General features: G+C 58.0%; 17 protein-coding genes. 6 read left to right on the top strand and 11 right to left on the bottom strand.

Going from position 1 to position 15,291, the window contains the following annotated elements; translation table 11 throughout:
- Positions 1-20 precede the first annotated feature (20 nt).
- The gene (locus Q669_RS00850) at positions 21-1,316 is read left to right on the top strand and encodes a YeaH/YhbH family protein (RefSeq protein WP_022990879.1); all 1,296 of its coding nucleotides are present in this window, start codon (positions 21-23) and stop codon (positions 1,314-1,316) included.
- Complete coding sequence (locus Q669_RS00845; RefSeq protein ID WP_022990878.1) at positions 1,313-2,872, top strand: SpoVR family protein; 1,560 nt, start codon at positions 1,313-1,315, stop codon at positions 2,870-2,872. Before Q669_RS00850 ends, Q669_RS00845 begins: the two co-directional genes overlap by 4 nt.
- On the opposite strand, the gene Q669_RS00840 is transcribed toward Q669_RS00845, so the two are convergent.
- The 3 genes from Q669_RS00840 to Q669_RS00830 are packed head-to-tail and all read right to left on the bottom strand — an operon-like array spanning position 2,839 to position 5,257.
- The gene (locus Q669_RS00840) at positions 2,839-4,200 is read right to left on the bottom strand and encodes a sensor histidine kinase (protein ID WP_022990877.1); all 1,362 of its coding nucleotides are present in this window, start codon (positions 4,198-4,200) and stop codon (positions 2,839-2,841) included. The two genes, Q669_RS00845 and Q669_RS00840, sit on opposite strands and share 34 nt — an antisense overlap.
- The gene (locus tag Q669_RS00835; protein ID WP_022990876.1) at positions 4,200-4,871 is read right to left on the bottom strand and encodes a response regulator transcription factor; all 672 of its coding nucleotides are present in this window, start codon (positions 4,869-4,871) and stop codon (positions 4,200-4,202) included. The genes Q669_RS00840 and Q669_RS00835 overlap by 1 nt, the downstream gene beginning before the upstream one ends.
- Positions 4,871-5,257: a PepSY domain-containing protein gene (locus Q669_RS00830; protein ID WP_036148083.1), complete on the bottom strand. Its 387-nt coding sequence runs from the start codon at positions 5,255-5,257 to the stop codon at positions 4,871-4,873. Before Q669_RS00830 ends, Q669_RS00835 begins: the two co-directional genes overlap by 1 nt.
- A gap of 149 nt (positions 5,258-5,406) precedes the next feature.
- Here Q669_RS00830 and Q669_RS00825 point away from each other — a divergent pair, with 149 nt between their 5' ends.
- Positions 5,407-5,871, top strand: a complete 465-nt coding sequence (locus tag Q669_RS00825) for a PepSY domain-containing protein (protein WP_022990874.1) — start codon at positions 5,407-5,409, stop codon at positions 5,869-5,871.
- A 52-nt stretch (positions 5,872-5,923) separates the two neighbouring features.
- On the opposite strand, the gene Q669_RS00820 is transcribed toward Q669_RS00825, so the two are convergent.
- The 4 genes from Q669_RS00820 to Q669_RS00805 all read right to left on the bottom strand — a co-directional run bounded on the left by Q669_RS00820 (position 5,924) and on the right by Q669_RS00805 (position 9,346).
- Positions 5,924-7,282 carry a TrpB-like pyridoxal phosphate-dependent enzyme gene (locus Q669_RS00820; RefSeq protein WP_036148137.1) on the bottom strand — a complete coding sequence of 453 codons (1,359 nt, stop codon included), beginning with the start codon at positions 7,280-7,282 and terminating at the stop codon, positions 5,924-5,926.
- 101 nt (positions 7,283-7,383) lie between these two features.
- Entirely contained in the window at positions 7,384-8,121 is a 738-nt protein-coding gene (locus Q669_RS00815; protein ID WP_022990872.1) for an LrgB family protein, read from the bottom strand.
- A complete protein-coding gene (locus Q669_RS00810; RefSeq protein WP_022990871.1) occupies positions 8,114-8,494 on the bottom strand; it encodes a CidA/LrgA family protein in 381 nt (126 codons plus the stop codon). Before Q669_RS00810 ends, Q669_RS00815 begins: the two co-directional genes overlap by 8 nt.
- Positions 8,495-8,497: 3 nt before the next feature.
- Positions 8,498-9,346, bottom strand: coding sequence for a bile acid:sodium symporter family protein (locus tag Q669_RS00805; protein ID WP_022990870.1), 849 nt, complete (start codon positions 9,344-9,346; stop codon positions 8,498-8,500).
- 215 nt (positions 9,347-9,561) lie between these two features.
- Here Q669_RS00805 and Q669_RS00800 point away from each other — a divergent pair, with 215 nt between their 5' ends.
- Positions 9,562-10,986 (top strand): WS/DGAT/MGAT family O-acyltransferase, encoded by a 1,425-nt coding sequence (locus Q669_RS00800; protein ID WP_022990869.1) that lies wholly within the window; start codon positions 9,562-9,564, stop codon positions 10,984-10,986.
- A 12-nt stretch (positions 10,987-10,998) separates the two neighbouring features.
- Here Q669_RS00800 and Q669_RS00795 read toward each other — a convergent pair whose 3' ends face one another.
- The gene (locus tag Q669_RS00795) at positions 10,999-11,622 is read right to left on the bottom strand and encodes a TetR family transcriptional regulator (protein ID WP_011786510.1); all 624 of its coding nucleotides are present in this window, start codon (positions 11,620-11,622) and stop codon (positions 10,999-11,001) included.
- 194 nt (positions 11,623-11,816) lie between these two features.
- Between Q669_RS00795 and Q669_RS00790 the strand changes: the two genes are divergently transcribed.
- Together Q669_RS00790 and Q669_RS00785 are read left to right on the top strand one after the other, a co-directional pair.
- Positions 11,817-12,923, top strand: a complete 1,107-nt coding sequence (locus tag Q669_RS00790; protein ID WP_022990868.1) for a ferredoxin reductase — start codon at positions 11,817-11,819, stop codon at positions 12,921-12,923.
- A 45-nt stretch (positions 12,924-12,968) separates the two neighbouring features.
- Entirely contained in the window at positions 12,969-14,042 is a 1,074-nt protein-coding gene (locus Q669_RS00785) for a fatty acid desaturase family protein (protein ID WP_022990867.1), read from the top strand.
- Between the two features lie 69 nt (positions 14,043-14,111).
- Here the strand turns inward: Q669_RS00785 and Q669_RS00780 are convergent, their stop codons facing one another.
- Genes Q669_RS00780 through Q669_RS00770 form a run of 3 tightly spaced genes read right to left on the bottom strand, consistent with a single transcriptional unit; the run spans position 14,112 to position 15,216 of the window.
- A complete protein-coding gene (locus tag Q669_RS00780) occupies positions 14,112-14,549 on the bottom strand; it encodes an RrF2 family transcriptional regulator (protein ID WP_011786513.1) in 438 nt (145 codons plus the stop codon).
- 26 nt (positions 14,550-14,575) lie between these two features.
- Positions 14,576-14,968, bottom strand: a complete 393-nt coding sequence (locus Q669_RS00775) for a YbaN family protein (RefSeq protein ID WP_052000772.1) — start codon at positions 14,966-14,968, stop codon at positions 14,576-14,578.
- A gap of 23 nt (positions 14,969-14,991) precedes the next feature.
- On the bottom strand, positions 14,992-15,216 hold the full coding sequence (locus tag Q669_RS00770; RefSeq protein WP_022990865.1) for a hypothetical protein: 225 nt from the start codon (positions 15,214-15,216) through the stop codon (positions 14,992-14,994).
- Between the last annotated feature and the right edge of the window lie 75 nt (positions 15,217-15,291).

The raw sequence follows: 15,291 nt of genomic DNA, 5'->3' as shown, positions 1-15,291 counted from the left end.
CGGCCAGCGGGAGCAGTACCATGGGTATGACCCACATTGTTGACCGGCGCCTGAACGGCAAGAACAAGAGCGCAGTGAACCGGGAACGGTTCCTGCGCCGTTACCGCCACCACATCAAGAAGGCGGTGTCGGATGCCGTGCAGAAGCGCTCCATCACCGATATCGAACGGGGCGAGAAAGTAAGCATTCCCACCCGGGATATTGACGAACCTATCTTCCACCATGGCCACGGTGGCCGGCGAGAGGTGGTGCACCCCGGCAATCAGGAATGGGTGGCCGGGGACACCATCCCCAAACCCGAGAGCGGCGGTGGCCAGGGCCAGGGGCAAGGCCAGGCCAGCCCGGACGGAGAAGGCATGGATGAGTTCGCCTTCCAGATTACCCAGGAAGAGTTTCTCGACTTCCTGTTCGACGATCTGGAGCTGCCCAATCTGGCCCGGAAAAAACTCAAGGACACCGAAGCCTTCAGTTATGTACGCTCGGGCTTCACCACCCAGGGAGTGCCCGCCAAGCTGGATGTGGTGCGTTCCCTTCGGGGCGCCCACGCCCGGCGTCTGGGCCTGGGCGGTGCGCGCAAGAAAAAGATCCGGGACCTGGAAAAACAGCTCGAGGCGCTGAAAAGCGCGCCGAATGATCTCGATCCGGCCTTCAGCCATGAAGACCAGATCAAGGTGCTGGAAGAGGAAATTGCGCGGCTGAAAGCCAACGTCAAACGCATTCCCTTCATTGACGAGATCGACCTGCGCTACAGGCAACACCTGAAGCAGCCCAAACCCGCCACCAGTGCGGTGATGTTCTGCCTGATGGATGTATCCGGTTCCATGACCCAGATGCACAAGGACATCGCCAAACGCTTCTTTATCCTGCTGTATCTGTTCCTGAAGAAGAACTACAAGAAAATCGAAGTGGTGTTTATCCGCCACCACACCAGCGCCAAGGAAGTGGACGAAGAAGAGTTCTTCTACAGCCGGGAAACCGGGGGCACCATTGTCTCCAGCGCCCTTAAACTGATGCACCGGATCGTCGAAGCCCGATACTCGCCAGCGGAATGGAACATCTACGCCGCCCAGGCATCCGACGGCGACAACTGGAACGACGACTCACCCATCTGCGGCAAACTGCTGTCTGAGCGAATTCTGCCGCTGGTTCAGTACTACTCCTATATCGAAATCACACCCCAGGATCACCAGATGCTCTGGTACGAATACGAGAAGATCATGGAGCAGTTTCCCCAGAGCTTTGCCATGCAGCAGATTGCCGATCCTGGAGACATTTACCCGGTCTTCCGACAGTTGTTCGAGAGGAAAGCGGCATGAGCAGCCTGATTGATCGCCCGAACGCACCGGAGAGCGAACAACCCAAGGCAGGTACGCCCATTTCCACCAGTTCGGAATGGACCTTCGAACTGATCCAGAAATACGACGAGGAAATTGCCAAATGCGCCGCCGAGTTCGGACTGGACACTTACCCAAACCAGGTTGAAGTGATTACCGCCGAGCAGATGATGGATGCCTACAGCTCCGTCGGCATGCCAGTGGGCTATCATCACTGGTCCTTCGGCAAGCAGTTTCTGCAAACCTCCAAGGGCTATCAGCGGGGCCAGATGGGGCTGGCCTATGAGATTGTGATCAATTCCAATCCCTGTATCGCCTACCTGATGGAAGAGAACACCCTGCCCATGCAGGCCCTGGTGATTGCCCACGCCAGCTATGGCCACAACTCGTTCTTCAAGGGCAATTATCTGTTCCGTACCTGGACAGACGCCAGCGCCATCATCGATTACCTGGTGTTTGCCCGGCATTATGTGTCGGAGTGCGAGGAGCGACACGGCGTGGATGCCGTGGAAGAGATTCTCGACTCCTGCCACGCACTGATGAACTACGGTGTAGACCGCTACAAGCGCCCTGCCCCGATTTCGGCCGCCGAGGAGGCCCGCCGGCAAAAGGAGCGGGAGGAATACGAGCAACGCCGCATCAACGATCTGTGGCGAACCATCCCCAAAGCAGAGGACGACGGGGACCCGGTTCGCCGCAGGCCCCGATACCCGGAGGAGCCTCAGGAAAACCTGTTGTACTTCATCGAGAAAAACGCGCCGTTGCTGGAAACCTGGCAGCGGGAACTGGTACGCATCGTGCGCAAGCTGGCCCAGTATTTCTATCCACAGCGCCAGACCCAGGTGATGAACGAGGGCTGGGCCACGTTCTGGCACTACACGTTGTTGCACCGGTTGTACGACAAGGGGCTGGTGAACGATGGCTTCATGCTGGAGTTCCTGCAAAGCCACTCCGCCGTGGTATACCAGCCCCCGTTCAACAGCCCATGGTATTCCGGCCTGAACCCCTACACCCTGGGTTTCTCCATCTTCACCGACCTTAGACGTATCTGTGAAAACCCTACCGATGAGGACCGGGAATGGTTCCCGGACATCGCCGGTACAGACTGGCTGGAAACCCTGCATTTCGCCATGCACAACTTCAAGGACGAGAGCTTTATCCAGCAGTTTCTCTCACCGAAGGTGATGCGTGACCTGAAGCTGTTCGCCATCGAAAGCGACGATCGGGAAGACCACTACACCGTCACCGCCATTCACGATGAGCCCGGTTATCGTGCGCTGCGGGAAAAGCTGGCGCGCCAATACAACCTCAGTTACCGGGAGCCGAACATTCAGGTATGGAGTGTGGATATTCGCGGTGATCGTTCGTTAACCCTGCGACACATCCCGGTAGACCGGGTGCCGCTGGGCAACGAAACTGATGAAGTGCTGAGGCACGTACATCGGCTCTGGGGCTTTGATGTACACCTGGAAAGCGTGGATGAAGGCACGCTGGTGGAGGAGCATCACTGCCCGCCGCGGGCCTTGGACGATGAGTGAGATGGAAAGCGCACACTGGCCTGTAACCCTCCGAGGGGAGATCGGGCCAGGGTCAGCGTGCCGCCATACAGTTCAGCCAGCTCTTTGACGATCGCCAGGCCCAGACCGGAACCGGACCGGGTTTCATCCAGCCGGGTGCCCCGTGTCAGAGCCTGCTCGATATCGGCGTCAGACAGGCCAGGGCCGTCATCCTCCACCATCAGCGCCAGACCATCCGGCAAGCCTTCAACCCGAAACGTTACCTGACTTTCCGCCCAGTTGATGGCATTTTCCAGCAGATTGCCCGCAATTTCCTGTAAATCCTGTTGTTCAAGCCGAACCGCGCCCGTATCGCCCAGGTCGCTTTCGAGGGTAACGCCACGGCGTTGCGCGAGAGTATTGAGTGCCGACAGCACCGGCTCCAGGGTTTCACCAAGATCCACACGCCCCAGGGCGGCCGGTCCGGCCGCTGAAGCCCTGGCCAGATGATGGCGCACGGCGTCATCGATGCGGCTCAGTTCTGTACGGAAAGCGGTTTTCTGTGCCGGCGGCAAACGATCACTCAGGGTGGTAAGCACAGACACCGGCGTTTTGAGGGCATGGGCCAGATTGCCCGCAGCCGTGCGCCCACGCTCAATCAGTATCTGATCCCGTTCAAGCACCTGATTCATGGCCTCGGAGAGCCGCGCAAGTTCTTCGGGCAGATCACTGGTCAGTGAACGGGTCTGGCCGGACTCCATGGCCCGGAGATCCCGCTCCAGGCGCCGAAGCGGTGCCAGGCCCCAGCGGATCTGCAACCCGATCATCACCAGCAACAGCGTACCGAGCGTGGTCAGCGAAACCACCAGCAATCGGTTGAAGCGCGCAACCTGGGCATCCAGCTCCCCCTGGTCAGCCGCGACAGACACCGACAACCAGCCCTCGAACGCCGGCAACTGAACATCCCGTTCCACTATCCGAAGAAGCTGGCCACGTGGCCCCGGGGCCTGGGCCCAGTCCGGCCCCCGGCCACTGATCTGCGGCAGTCGCTGATCCCACAATGACCGGGAGGTGATCACCCGCCCGCTGTTGTCGTTCACCTGCCAGTACCAGCCGGAATACACCCGCTCGAAGCGCGGATCGCCCAGTTGCGGGCCGGGGGTCAATTCACCGGTCTGAGGGTCAGACTCAATGCCGGCAATGACCACATTCAGGAACGATAACAGGCGCTCATCAAAGGACTGGCTCAGCGTCTGGTGAAAGTTCCAGGCCAATACGGTACCGGCCAGCGGCAACACCACCAGGACCAATACCAGAGCAGACACCAGCATCCGCAGCGCCACCGGCCAGCGGCGCAGACGTGTCAGCATCAGGATGGTTCTCCGTGGCCGTTCATGCGATAGCCCTGGCCACGGATGGTCTCGATAGCCTGGGCGCCGAGTTTGCGCCGCAACCGGCTGACCTGGACATCGATAACATTGGAATCCGGCTCCTGGTCGCCGTCATAGACATGTTCGGACAACTCGGTGCGGGACACGATTCTGGGCGCGGCGTGAATCAGATGCGATAACAGCCTGAACTCCTGGGCCGTGAGTGAAACCGGCATACCAGAGCGGGTGACCTGCCCCGCGTGGGTATCCAGAGCAATGTCACCCACGGTAATCACCGGGTGGGCGTGGCCGTGGGACCGGCGCACCAGGGCCCGCAGGCGGAACAGGATTTCTGCGGTTTCAAAGGGCTTGGTGACATAGTCATCGGCACCGGCCGAAAACCCCGCGGCTTTATCGGACCAGCGCTCCCGGGCGGTCAGAATCAGCACCGGCAGATCAATACCCCGCTCCCGCCAACCGGCCAGCCACTGGGTGCCATTGCCATCCGGCAAGCCCAGGTCCAGCACCACCGCATCGTAACGTTCGGTGCTCACCAGAAAGTCGGCCGTGCGGCCTTCCCCGGCGACTTCCACCAGCAGCCCGGCATCCCGCAAGCTACCGGCCAGCCCTTGTGCCAGCGCGGCATCGTCTTCCACCAGAAGAATTTTCATCAGCGTTTCATGCCCTGGATATTCCTGCCCTCTATCTCCAGAACCTCTCCGGTCCGGGCATTGATCTCAAACTCCACCACCTGGCCTTCCGGGCCCAACAACTCGATCTCGTAGAGGATCTCACCATCGTCTTTCTCGATATCTACATCGATCACGTCTCCGCGCCAGTCGCGGCCAAGGCTGTCCAGGATTTCGCTCAGGGGTTTGATACGGCCGGCCTCAACCTCGTGGTGCAGGCGCCGCCAGTCGTCGTCATCATCGGCACAGGCCACCTGGGCAAACGGCAGCGCGCTCACCGCAAACAGAGTCAGCATCAATACCCGGAACACCCGGCGTGAAAACCGGTCTGCGGGTAACAGCGATGAATGTAAACGAGGTCTGGTCATGGTGTTTATGGTGACAAAAGCCAGATGAACGAATCATGAATGAGCCTATCACGATGCTGAAAGCCCTGCCCCGTTAATCTGGGCTCAAGCTGGTAGCCAACCGGGCAGAACCGGCAGTTTTTCAAACACAGACAAGCAAGGAGAACACCATGAAAAAGACTCTGACCATCGCGCTGATCAGCGGCCTTGTCGCAGCCCCCGCAGCCTTCGCCAAAGGCAGCTTTGACGATGCGGACCGCATGCTTCAGGTTGGCAACAACTACGGTATCAGCCACTTCCAGAGCATCGAATTTGACGACGACCATGATAATGAAATCGAGCTCGAAGGCTGGATGGGCCAGGACTGGTTCGTGGAACTGGACCTGAACGGCAACGGCGACATCGACCGGGAGCAGCGCCGCAAAGCCAAAGGCGAGATCTACGGTGTGAGCGCGGACGATGTGCGCTCTTATCTGAAAGCCGCTCAGCAGCAGGGAATGGCCACTATTGAGGAACTAAAGGTCAACCGCAATGGCGATATTGAAGTGGAAGGCGATGATGAAAACGGTGCGGAACTGGAATTGAAGTTCCGGACCGGAAGCCTGGAGCCATTGAAGATCGAAAGGGACAAGTGAGCAGGAGGCCGCCACCCGGTCAGGCACAGTGCCTGACCGGGGGCAAATTCAATCAGACGCTGACCGAGGGCAGCCCCGACAACGCCATAGCAAGCTCCTGCTCGCCGTACTCATGGTCGCTCAGTTCACCGGCAAAATACGAGGTATAGGCCGCCATATCGAAATGCCCGTGACCACAAAGGTTGAACAGGATTACTTCCTCCTTGCCCTCGCGCTTGCACCGCAACGCCTCGTCAATCGCACCCTTCACGGCATGATTGGCTTCAGGGGCCGGTACGATCCCTTCGTTGCGCGCAAACAGGACACCCGCCTCAAAGCACTCGCGCTGAGTGTAGGAAACAGCATCGAACAGTCCCAGCTCCTTGGCGTGCGACACCATCGGAGCCATGCCGTGATAGCGCAGGCCGCCAGCATGGAACCCCGGCGGTGTAAAACCTGAACCCAGGGTATGCATCTTGGTGAGTGGTGTCATTTGTGCCGTATCGCCGTAGTCATAGGCGTATTTACCCCGGGTCAACGTCGGACACGCTGAAGGTTCAACCGCGACAATCCGGGACTTCTCCCCGCCTCTCAACGCATGGCCCATGAACGGGAACGCAATACCCGCGAAATTAGAGCCGCCACCGGTGCACCCAACGATCACGTCTGGCCAGCAATCGGCCATCTCCATCTGTTTCATGGACTCCAGGCCGATTACGGTCTGATGCAACAGGACATGGTTCAGCACGGAACCCAGAGCATATTTGGTGTGCGGATCCTGAACGGCCAGCTCCACCGCCTCGGAAATCGCAATACCGAGACTGCCGGTGTGGCCGGGGTTTTCCCCCAGCACCCGACGACCAAACTCCGTCATTTCTGATGGTGAAGCCACGCAGTTAGCCCCGTAGGTCTCCATCACCGCACGGCGATAGGGCTTCTGGTTGTAGGACACGCGAACCTGGAACACGGTCACATCAATGTCGAACAGGGAGCCTGCAAACGACAGCGAGGTCCCCCACTGACCAGCACCAGTTTCTGTCGTCAGACGCCGAATACCGGCCTCCCGGTTAAAAAAGGCCTGAGGAATCGCGGAATTGGGTTTGTGACTGCCCGCAGGACTACCACCCTCGTACTTGTAGAAGATCTTGGCCGGGGTGCCCAGGGCTTTTTCCAGCCGATGCGCCCGAAACATGGGCGCCGGCCGCCACATCCGATAAACATCGCGAACGGGCTCCGGAATCTCCACTTCCCGTTCCGTAGTCATTTCCTGTTCAATCAGCGACGCAGGAAACAATGGCTCCAGATCCGTTGGACCGACCGGCTGCTTTGTTCCCGGGTGGAGGACGGCCGGCAGGGGTTCGGGGAAATCCGCCTGCAGGTTGTACCAATACCTGGGCATCTGTTCTTCGTCGAGCAAGAACTTGGTTTGCATGGTGTTAAGACCCTGATGTTGTGCCAATGATTGGCTGAGCATAGCCATTCCAGACAGACATAAAAAGAGTGTAAAGCGGCACCCCGGAAAGAACTGCGCGTTTACATGGGCAACCAGTTTTCCAGCATGTCCACCAGCCAGGGCACGAGCAGCGCCGTGGCGAATGCCGAAAGCGCCATGGCCAGGCCTGAAAACGCGCCCATCTGGGAACTGACCTGGAATGCCCGGGCGGTACCAATACCATGGGCCGCCACGCCCATGGCAATCCCTTTTGCGGTGTCATCTTTCACGCGCAACCATTCAAACAGTTTGGTGCCCAGCACCGCACCGGTAATTCCGGTCAACACCACCAGCACCGCCGTGAGCGACGGCAAACCACCAATCTTCTCGGAAATACCCATGGCCACCGGTGCCGTTGCCGATTTAGGCGCCAGCGACATCTGGATTTCCAGGGAACCCCCCAACAACCTTGCCAGGCCCACCGAACTGCCAGCAGCAATAACCACCCCACTGATCAACGATATCGCGACCGGCAACCAGAGTTGACGGAGCCGTCGAAACTGCTGATACAGAGGAACCGCCAGTGCCACCGTTGCCGGCCCCAGCAGAAAATGCACGAACTGACCGCCCTCAAAGTAATCGCTGTATGAGGTGCCCGTTGCCAACAACAGGAGAATCAGCATCGCCACCGAAGTAACGACGGGATTGGCCAACGGGTTGGAATGTGTTTTCAGATAGAGCCGGTAGGCCAGCCCGTAGGCCACCAGAGTAATGGTCAGCCCTAGCAGTGGCGACGCCGACAGGTAGACCCAGATGTCGCGCAAACCCGGTTCATTCATGCTGCCCACCTTGTTCTGAAACGGAACGGACAAACCAGCGCGTCGTCAGTTGCATAATCAACGCCGTGGCAACCATGGTGATCACCGTGCTCAGAAACAGAGCCAGGGTGATCGGCAGCCACTCATCCGCTATACGCCCGAAATGCGTCATCATCCCCACGCCCGCAGGCACGAAGAGCAGTGACAGATGGCTCAGTAACGCGCTGGAGGCCTCGCTCAGGGAATCCGGGGCACTACCTCGGATCATCAAGGTAACGAACAGCATGATCATGCCAAGCACCGGCCCGGGAATCGGCAGCCCGAGAAGTCGTACCAGAATCTCGCCTGTCAGTTGATAAACCAGCAGTAACGTCACACCGTTCAGAAACTTCATGAATCAGGATTCCCCGTCTGCATGTGCCACATTGCTTTTGGGAATCACCTTCCGGCCATACATTGCCAGCAGGAATCCAATGGGGAACATAAGCACACCGTAAACGGCAGCGGGAATCGACATGGTGCTGGACTCCAGCAACGTGAGGGTGACCATCAAACCAATGGTGCCGTTCTTCACACCGAGTTCCACCGCCACCGCCAGGGATTCCCGCTGGGTCAGTCCGGCCACCCTGCCCGCCAGCAGGCCCAGGGCGATACCAGCGACATTGAGAGCGATAGTGGAGGGGCCTGCCTGCTTCAGCAGATCCCACATCTGGTCCCGAACGCCATAGAGCAGCGCCACAATCAGCACTGCCAGCACGATGCCACCAAAGATGCTGACCAGGCTCTCAGCCTTGCGCGCAAGCTCCGGCTTGCGGGTTCGCACCAGCATGCCAATGGCCACCGGCAGCGAGATGTTCTCTTCCGTGCCCATGAAATGCTGCAGCGCCATGTTGGTAAACAGTGGCAGGGTAAGAATGGTGATCAGGCTGGCGGAGACCGTCAGCACGATGGAAAGCGCAATATTACCCCGGGCCAGAAGCACAAACAGGTTGGACGTGGTACCTCCGGGGCAAGCCGCGATGATCACCAGACCAACGGCAATGGCCGGCGCCACACCGAACAGATAAGCCAGCCCGAACGCCACCATCGGCATCAGGAGAATCTGGGCGAAGGTGCCCACAATCATGCCCTTCGGATACACCGCCACCTGGCGAAAATCCCTCAGGGTAAGCGTCATACCGATACCGATCATGATAATGAACAATGCGATCGGCAAACCTGCCGAGATCAGCGGGCTGGATTCCACAAAGCCTCCGAATATTCTTGTTGTTAGTTCCTATGGCCTTAGAAATTAGCACACGAACCTTCTGACCGGGAGCCCGGCTTCGCGACATTATGTAACCGTGAAACCCTGCAAAAAGATGGGAGCCCAATCCCGGTTTTGATCGTGTGAACCTACCGATATCAGTATACTTGCAGGAAACAACCAAAACACAAATGACTGGCGGAGAATGACAAGGAATGAAACGTCTCGGAACCCTGGACGCCTCCTGGCTGGCGGTTGAATCTGAAGACACCCCGATGCATGTGGGTACGCTTCAGATTTTCTCACTGCCGGAAGGCGCACCAGAAACCTTCCTGCGTGACATGGTCACTCGAATGAAAGAAGCCGGCGATGTGGCACCACCCTGGGGATACAAACTGGCATGGTCTGGTTTCCTCGGGCGTGTGATCGCCCCGGCCTGGAAAGTCGATAAGGATATCGATCTGGATTATCACGTCCGGCACTCAGCCCTGCCCCGCCCCGGCGGGGAACGCGAACTGGGTATTCTGGTATCCCGACTGCACTCTAACCCCCTGGATTTTTCCCGCCCTCTTTGGGAATGCCACGTTATTGAAGGCCTGGAGAACAACCGTTTCGCCCTTTACACCAAAATGCACCACTCGATGATTGACGGCATCAGTGGCGTGCGGCTAATGCAAAGGGTGCTCACCACCGATCCCGAACGCTGCAATATGCCACCGCCCTGGACGGTACGCCCACACCAACGCCGTGGCGCAAAAACCGACAAAGAGGCCAGCGTGCCCGCTGCGGTTTCCCAGGCCATGGACGCCCTGAAACTCCAGGCAGACATGGCCCCCAGGCTATGGCAGGCCGGCAATCGCCTGGTGCATTCGGTTCGACATCCGGAAGACGGACTGACCGCGCCCTTCACAGGCCCGGTTTCGGTGCTCAATCACCGGGTTACCGCGCAGCGACGTTTCGCCACCCAGCATTATCAACTGGACCGACTGAAAAACCTGGCCCATGCTTCCGGCGGCTCCTTGAACGACATCGTGCTTTACCTGTGTGGCACAGCATTGCGTCGCTTTCTGGCCGAGCAGAACAATCTGCCCGACAACCCGCTGACGGCTGGTATACCGGTGAATATCCGGCCGGCAGACGACGAGGGTACGGGCACCCAGATCAGTTTCATGATTGCCTCGCTGGCCACCGACGAAGCTGACCCGTTGAACCGCCTGCAACAGATCAAAACCTCGACCCGACGGGCCAAGGAGCACCTGCAGAAACTTCCCAAAAGTGCCCTGACCCAGTACACCATGCTGCTGATGTCACCCTACATTCTGCAGTTGATGTCAGGTCTCGGGGGGAGGATGCGCCCCGTCTTCAACGTGACCATTTCCAACGTGCCCGGCCCGGAAGACACGCTGTATTATGAAGGTGCCCGGCTTGAGGCCATGTATCCGGTATCGCTGATCGCTCACGGCGGCGCCCTGAACATCACCTGCCTGAGCTATGCCGGATCGCTGAATTTCGGTTTTACCGGCTGCCGGGATACGCTGCCGAGCATGCAGAAACTGGCGGTTTATACCGGTGAGGCTCTGGATGAGCTGGAATCGCTGATACTGCCGCCGAAGAAGAAGCGCGCCCGAACCCGCAAGTAACCCAGGACGGGGTCAGTCGCTTTGCCAGTGACCAGCCCCGACAAAAATCATCTGCAGGAATCGGGTGGTGCGTTTTCGCACCTGGCCGATCTGATAATCGTCGTCTTCGGAAATGCTGAGCAGATCGGTCAGACTGAAGGCCACGGTGCGCACCACCAGATCACAGGTCAACTCCAGATCGGCATCGCTCAGGTGTTCCATGAGCCGGAGCCGGCGTAAGTCATTGGCCAATTCGCTGGCAAAAAACCGCATCTCGCTGCGAATCCCTTCCTGAACGGCCCGGCTCTCGCCTGCCAGCCCCTGCGCCATAAACAGAAAAAAACTGCGGTTGGCCTGGGCATGGGCCACAAAGATACCCACCGATTCCTCAATCAGCTTGTCGGCCTGCAACACGTTGGCCCGGGCCTCCCTCATCATCCGCCTGAGGACCAGCCCTAGCTCGTCCACCAGCTGCAAACCCAGGTCGTCCATGCTGCGAAAGTGGCGATAGAACGACGTTGGCACCACGCCGGCCTGCCGGGTCACTTCCCGAATACCGAGGCTGGCAAAGTGTCGCCCCTTGCCCACCAGAGTCAGCGCTGCGTTCATCAGCTTCTCTCGGGTTTCGCCGGGCCTGCGTTTCGGTCTGTCTGCCATAGTCTTCCTATCACGATAGTTGCGGTAACAAGTGTACACATCTGACGGCAGAAAAGTCCGCAAAACTTGTCATTTCGAGCCAACGAAGCGCCCCCTGATTGTTACGACAACCCTCACTGTGTACAGTCGTACACATAAGTGAACAAGTGTACACATCGTTACCAACGATCAGGTACAAACCTTGGAGAAAACCTATGTTGGCAAAAATGAACCAGACCCGCGCCATGCACTGGCTTGGCCGACAGTTACTGAACCGAAGCAACCCTGCCAGTTATTTTGATCCACTGGCAGAGGCCATTAATCCGATGTGGATACAGGCGTACACACCTGCACGGGTAGAGCGTATTCTGGTCGAGACTCACGACACCAAGACCTTTGTGCTCCGGCCTGCCAGCCGATGGAGCGGCTTTCGTGCCGGCCAGCACGTGAACATCTGTGTAGATATTGATGGTGTGCGACGCCAACGCACCTTCAGTCTGTCCAGCTCCCCCCTGCTCTGGCAGAACGACGGCGTGGTCACACTGACCATCAAACGCCTGCCAGGAGGGCTGGTGACCAACTGGCTGCATGATCAGTTGGACGAAGGCGCGGTGCTGGGCCTGACCGAAGCCTTTGGCGACTTTCTGATGCCAGCCATGCCCAAACCGGTGCTGTTTATTGCCGGGGGCAGCGGCATTACGCCGATTCTAAGCCTGCTGGAGACCATGGCGGCAGGGCACTTCCGGGCACCGGTCACGCTGCTCTACTTTGTTCGCACTCAGGAGGACGTGATCGCCAGTGAAAAACTGGAAGCACTAGCGGCAAGATACTCGGCACTCTCGGTCCGTATTATATGCACCCACGAAACCGACGAGCCGCGCTACCTCAACGACGCCGACCTGGATTCCGTGCCCGGCCTGAAAGCCCGGGAGGTTTATCTGTGCGGACCGGGCGGGCTGATGGATCTCGCCAATGACCTGCTTTACCAGCGCGGTCTCGGCGAAGAACAGATTCACTGTACGTTTTTCGCCCCTCCGGTTTCCTCCCTCCTCGGTGATGAAACACTCGGCGGCGAGGTGAGTTTTGCCCGTGCGGATCTCAATGTGGATTCTTCCGGCGATGCCACGCTGCTGGAGATCGCAGAAGCCGCGGGCCTCAAACCTCAATACGGCTGCCGTATGGGCATCTGCCACCAATGCAGCTGCCGTAAAACCAGCGGGACCGTGATTAACCGGCTGACAGGTAAAGCCTCCGGCCCCGGAGAGGAAAGCGTTCAACTCTGCATTTCCGTACCCCGTGGCCCGGTGACTCTGGAAGCCTGACACACAGAATTCGAGCGCGGCCTCTGAAAGCCGCAAGGAGACCTTATGATCCAACTTGACGAACAACAGCTCAACGAACTCCAGAAAGACCTGGATGCGGTACGTGATGAGGTCTTGGCCGATCTCGGCGAGCGGGATGCCCGCTACATTCGCAAGATCGTTCGCCTGCATCGGGCACTTGAAGTCGGCGGCCGGGTGATGATGCCATTCGGCTTCATTCCGCCGGTGTTTGTGGCGGCAACGGCCACCCTCGGCGTGGCCAAAATTCTGGAGAATATGGAAATTGGCCACAACGTGATGCATGGCCAGTACGACTGGATGAACGATCCCACCCTCAACTCACAGACCTACGAGTGGGATACGGTCTGTACCAGTGAATCCTGGCGCCGGACTCACAATTACGAGCACCACACCTACACCAACATCATCGGTAAAGACCGGGATTACGGCTATGCGGTGCTGCGCCTGAGTGACGACGAGCCCTGGAAACCCTGGCACACACTGCAGTTCATCAACTACATTCTGCTGAGTGTGTTCTTTCAGTGGGGCGTGGGTTTGCATGAACTGGAAACCGAGAAACTTCGCCGCCGGGAAATTTCCTGGCGCGAGAAGCTGCCGTTCCTGAAAGACTTTGTCCGTAAAGGTGGCCGCCAGGCGTTCAAGGATTACGTTTTCTTTCCATTACTGACTCTGCCGGTGGCCCCTATCGTGCTGGCCGGCAACGTGGGGGCCAACCTGATCCGGAACCTCTGGGCCTCAACGGTGATTTTCTGCGGCCACTTCACTCAGGATGCAGAAACCTTTACAGAGCGGGAATGCGAAGGTGAGAGCAAGGGCCACTGGTATCTGCGCCAGCTTACCGGCTCTTCCAACTTCACCGGTGGCCGCTGGCTGCATATTCTGAGTGGTCACTTGAGCTACCAGATCGAGCATCACGTATTTCCGGATCTGCCAGCACACCGATACCCGGAGATTTCCGAGCGGGTACAGGAAATCTGTCGCAAGTATGGCATTCACTACAACACCGGCTCATTTATGAGCCAGTATCAAACTGTGCTGCAGAGAGTCCTGCGATATTCACTGCCGGAACGGAGATCCGCGAACCCCGTAAACGTATAACTCTGGATACTCGTTTGAAGCCTGGGAGGTCTGACGCACTGCAAATACAGCAGTGCGTCAGTTCAGCAATCAAGCAATCTGGAGCAGTCGCAACAGCTGTGGTCGGTGGTGGTCCTGAATCACGTCGGCGAGCGTGTATCGATCAAGCACTTCAAGGAAGGCTTTCAGGGCTTCACCAAACATGGATTTAAGTCCGCATACCGGAGTGATCTTGCAGGCATTTTTGGAGGAGAAGCATTCCACGATACTGAGATCCTGCTCGGTCTCGCGCACCAGGATTCCGATATTGATATCCTGAGGCGCCATATGCAGCCTCATTCCGCCCTTCTTGCCACGGATGGTCTCGATGTAGCCTTTCTTGTTCAGTTGGTGAACCACCTTCATCAGGTGATTCTTGGAGATGTCGTAGCTGTCGGCAATTTCCTGGATGGTCGCCAGACGATCACCCTCTGCAGCCAGATAGATCAGCACTCTGAGTGAATAATCGGTGTAACGGGTGATGTGCATTCATAACTCCAAAATGACAGAAATCATCAATAGGATGGCCGGCTCAGCATGTACCCGGCTACACCCAACAAAAACAGCCCCGAGATAGCCAGTACCACAACTGGTGACCCGAGCCAGGCCAGCATGCACCAACTCAACCCCATCATGGCAAACGCCATCAACTTGGCCTTGCGCGGAATGGCTCGCCGGGCACGCCATTCTTCAATCGCCGGGCCGAAAGTCGGGTGGTCTTCCAGCCACCTGGCAAATGCCGGGGAGCTCTTGCTGGCAAAAAAGGCCGCGAGGATAACAAAGGGGGTGGTTGGCAAAAGCGGCAAAACCACGCCTGCTGCTGCCAGCCCCACACTCATATACGCAAGAATCCGGAAACCGGTTTTGCCTGGTTGTGCGCCCATGGCGTGGGCCTCTTGACCGTTCATAACTGCATCTATTCTACCGTGATTCAGTGTACAGGTCTCCCCAGTTTACTGAGGAATGCAAGACGGGCGACATACGCGATTTTCACCCCCACTGCGAAGATTAAAGTCCCCATATGAGCCATTACCTGAATGGCCATTGGCAACCTGGCTGCAAGCGGATACGCCAGAGCAATGGTTACCAGCAAACCGAGCACACTCACCAGTACGCCGGCATTAGCACGAGCGAGCCATTTTTCGTAAAGCCACATCACTATCTCCTGCACCTTTAATACGTTTTAAATCGGCAAAATCCTGATACCAACCGCAGACAACACCGTTAACAT

Origin of the sequence: Marinobacter sp. C1S70 (genome assembly GCF_000475355.1) — a bacterium.
GTDB classification, from domain to species: Bacteria; Pseudomonadota; Gammaproteobacteria; order Pseudomonadales; family Oleiphilaceae; genus Marinobacter; species Marinobacter nauticus.
The sequence above is the reverse complement of the archived record's forward strand: the minus strand, read 5'-3'. Positions and strand labels throughout refer to the sequence as shown.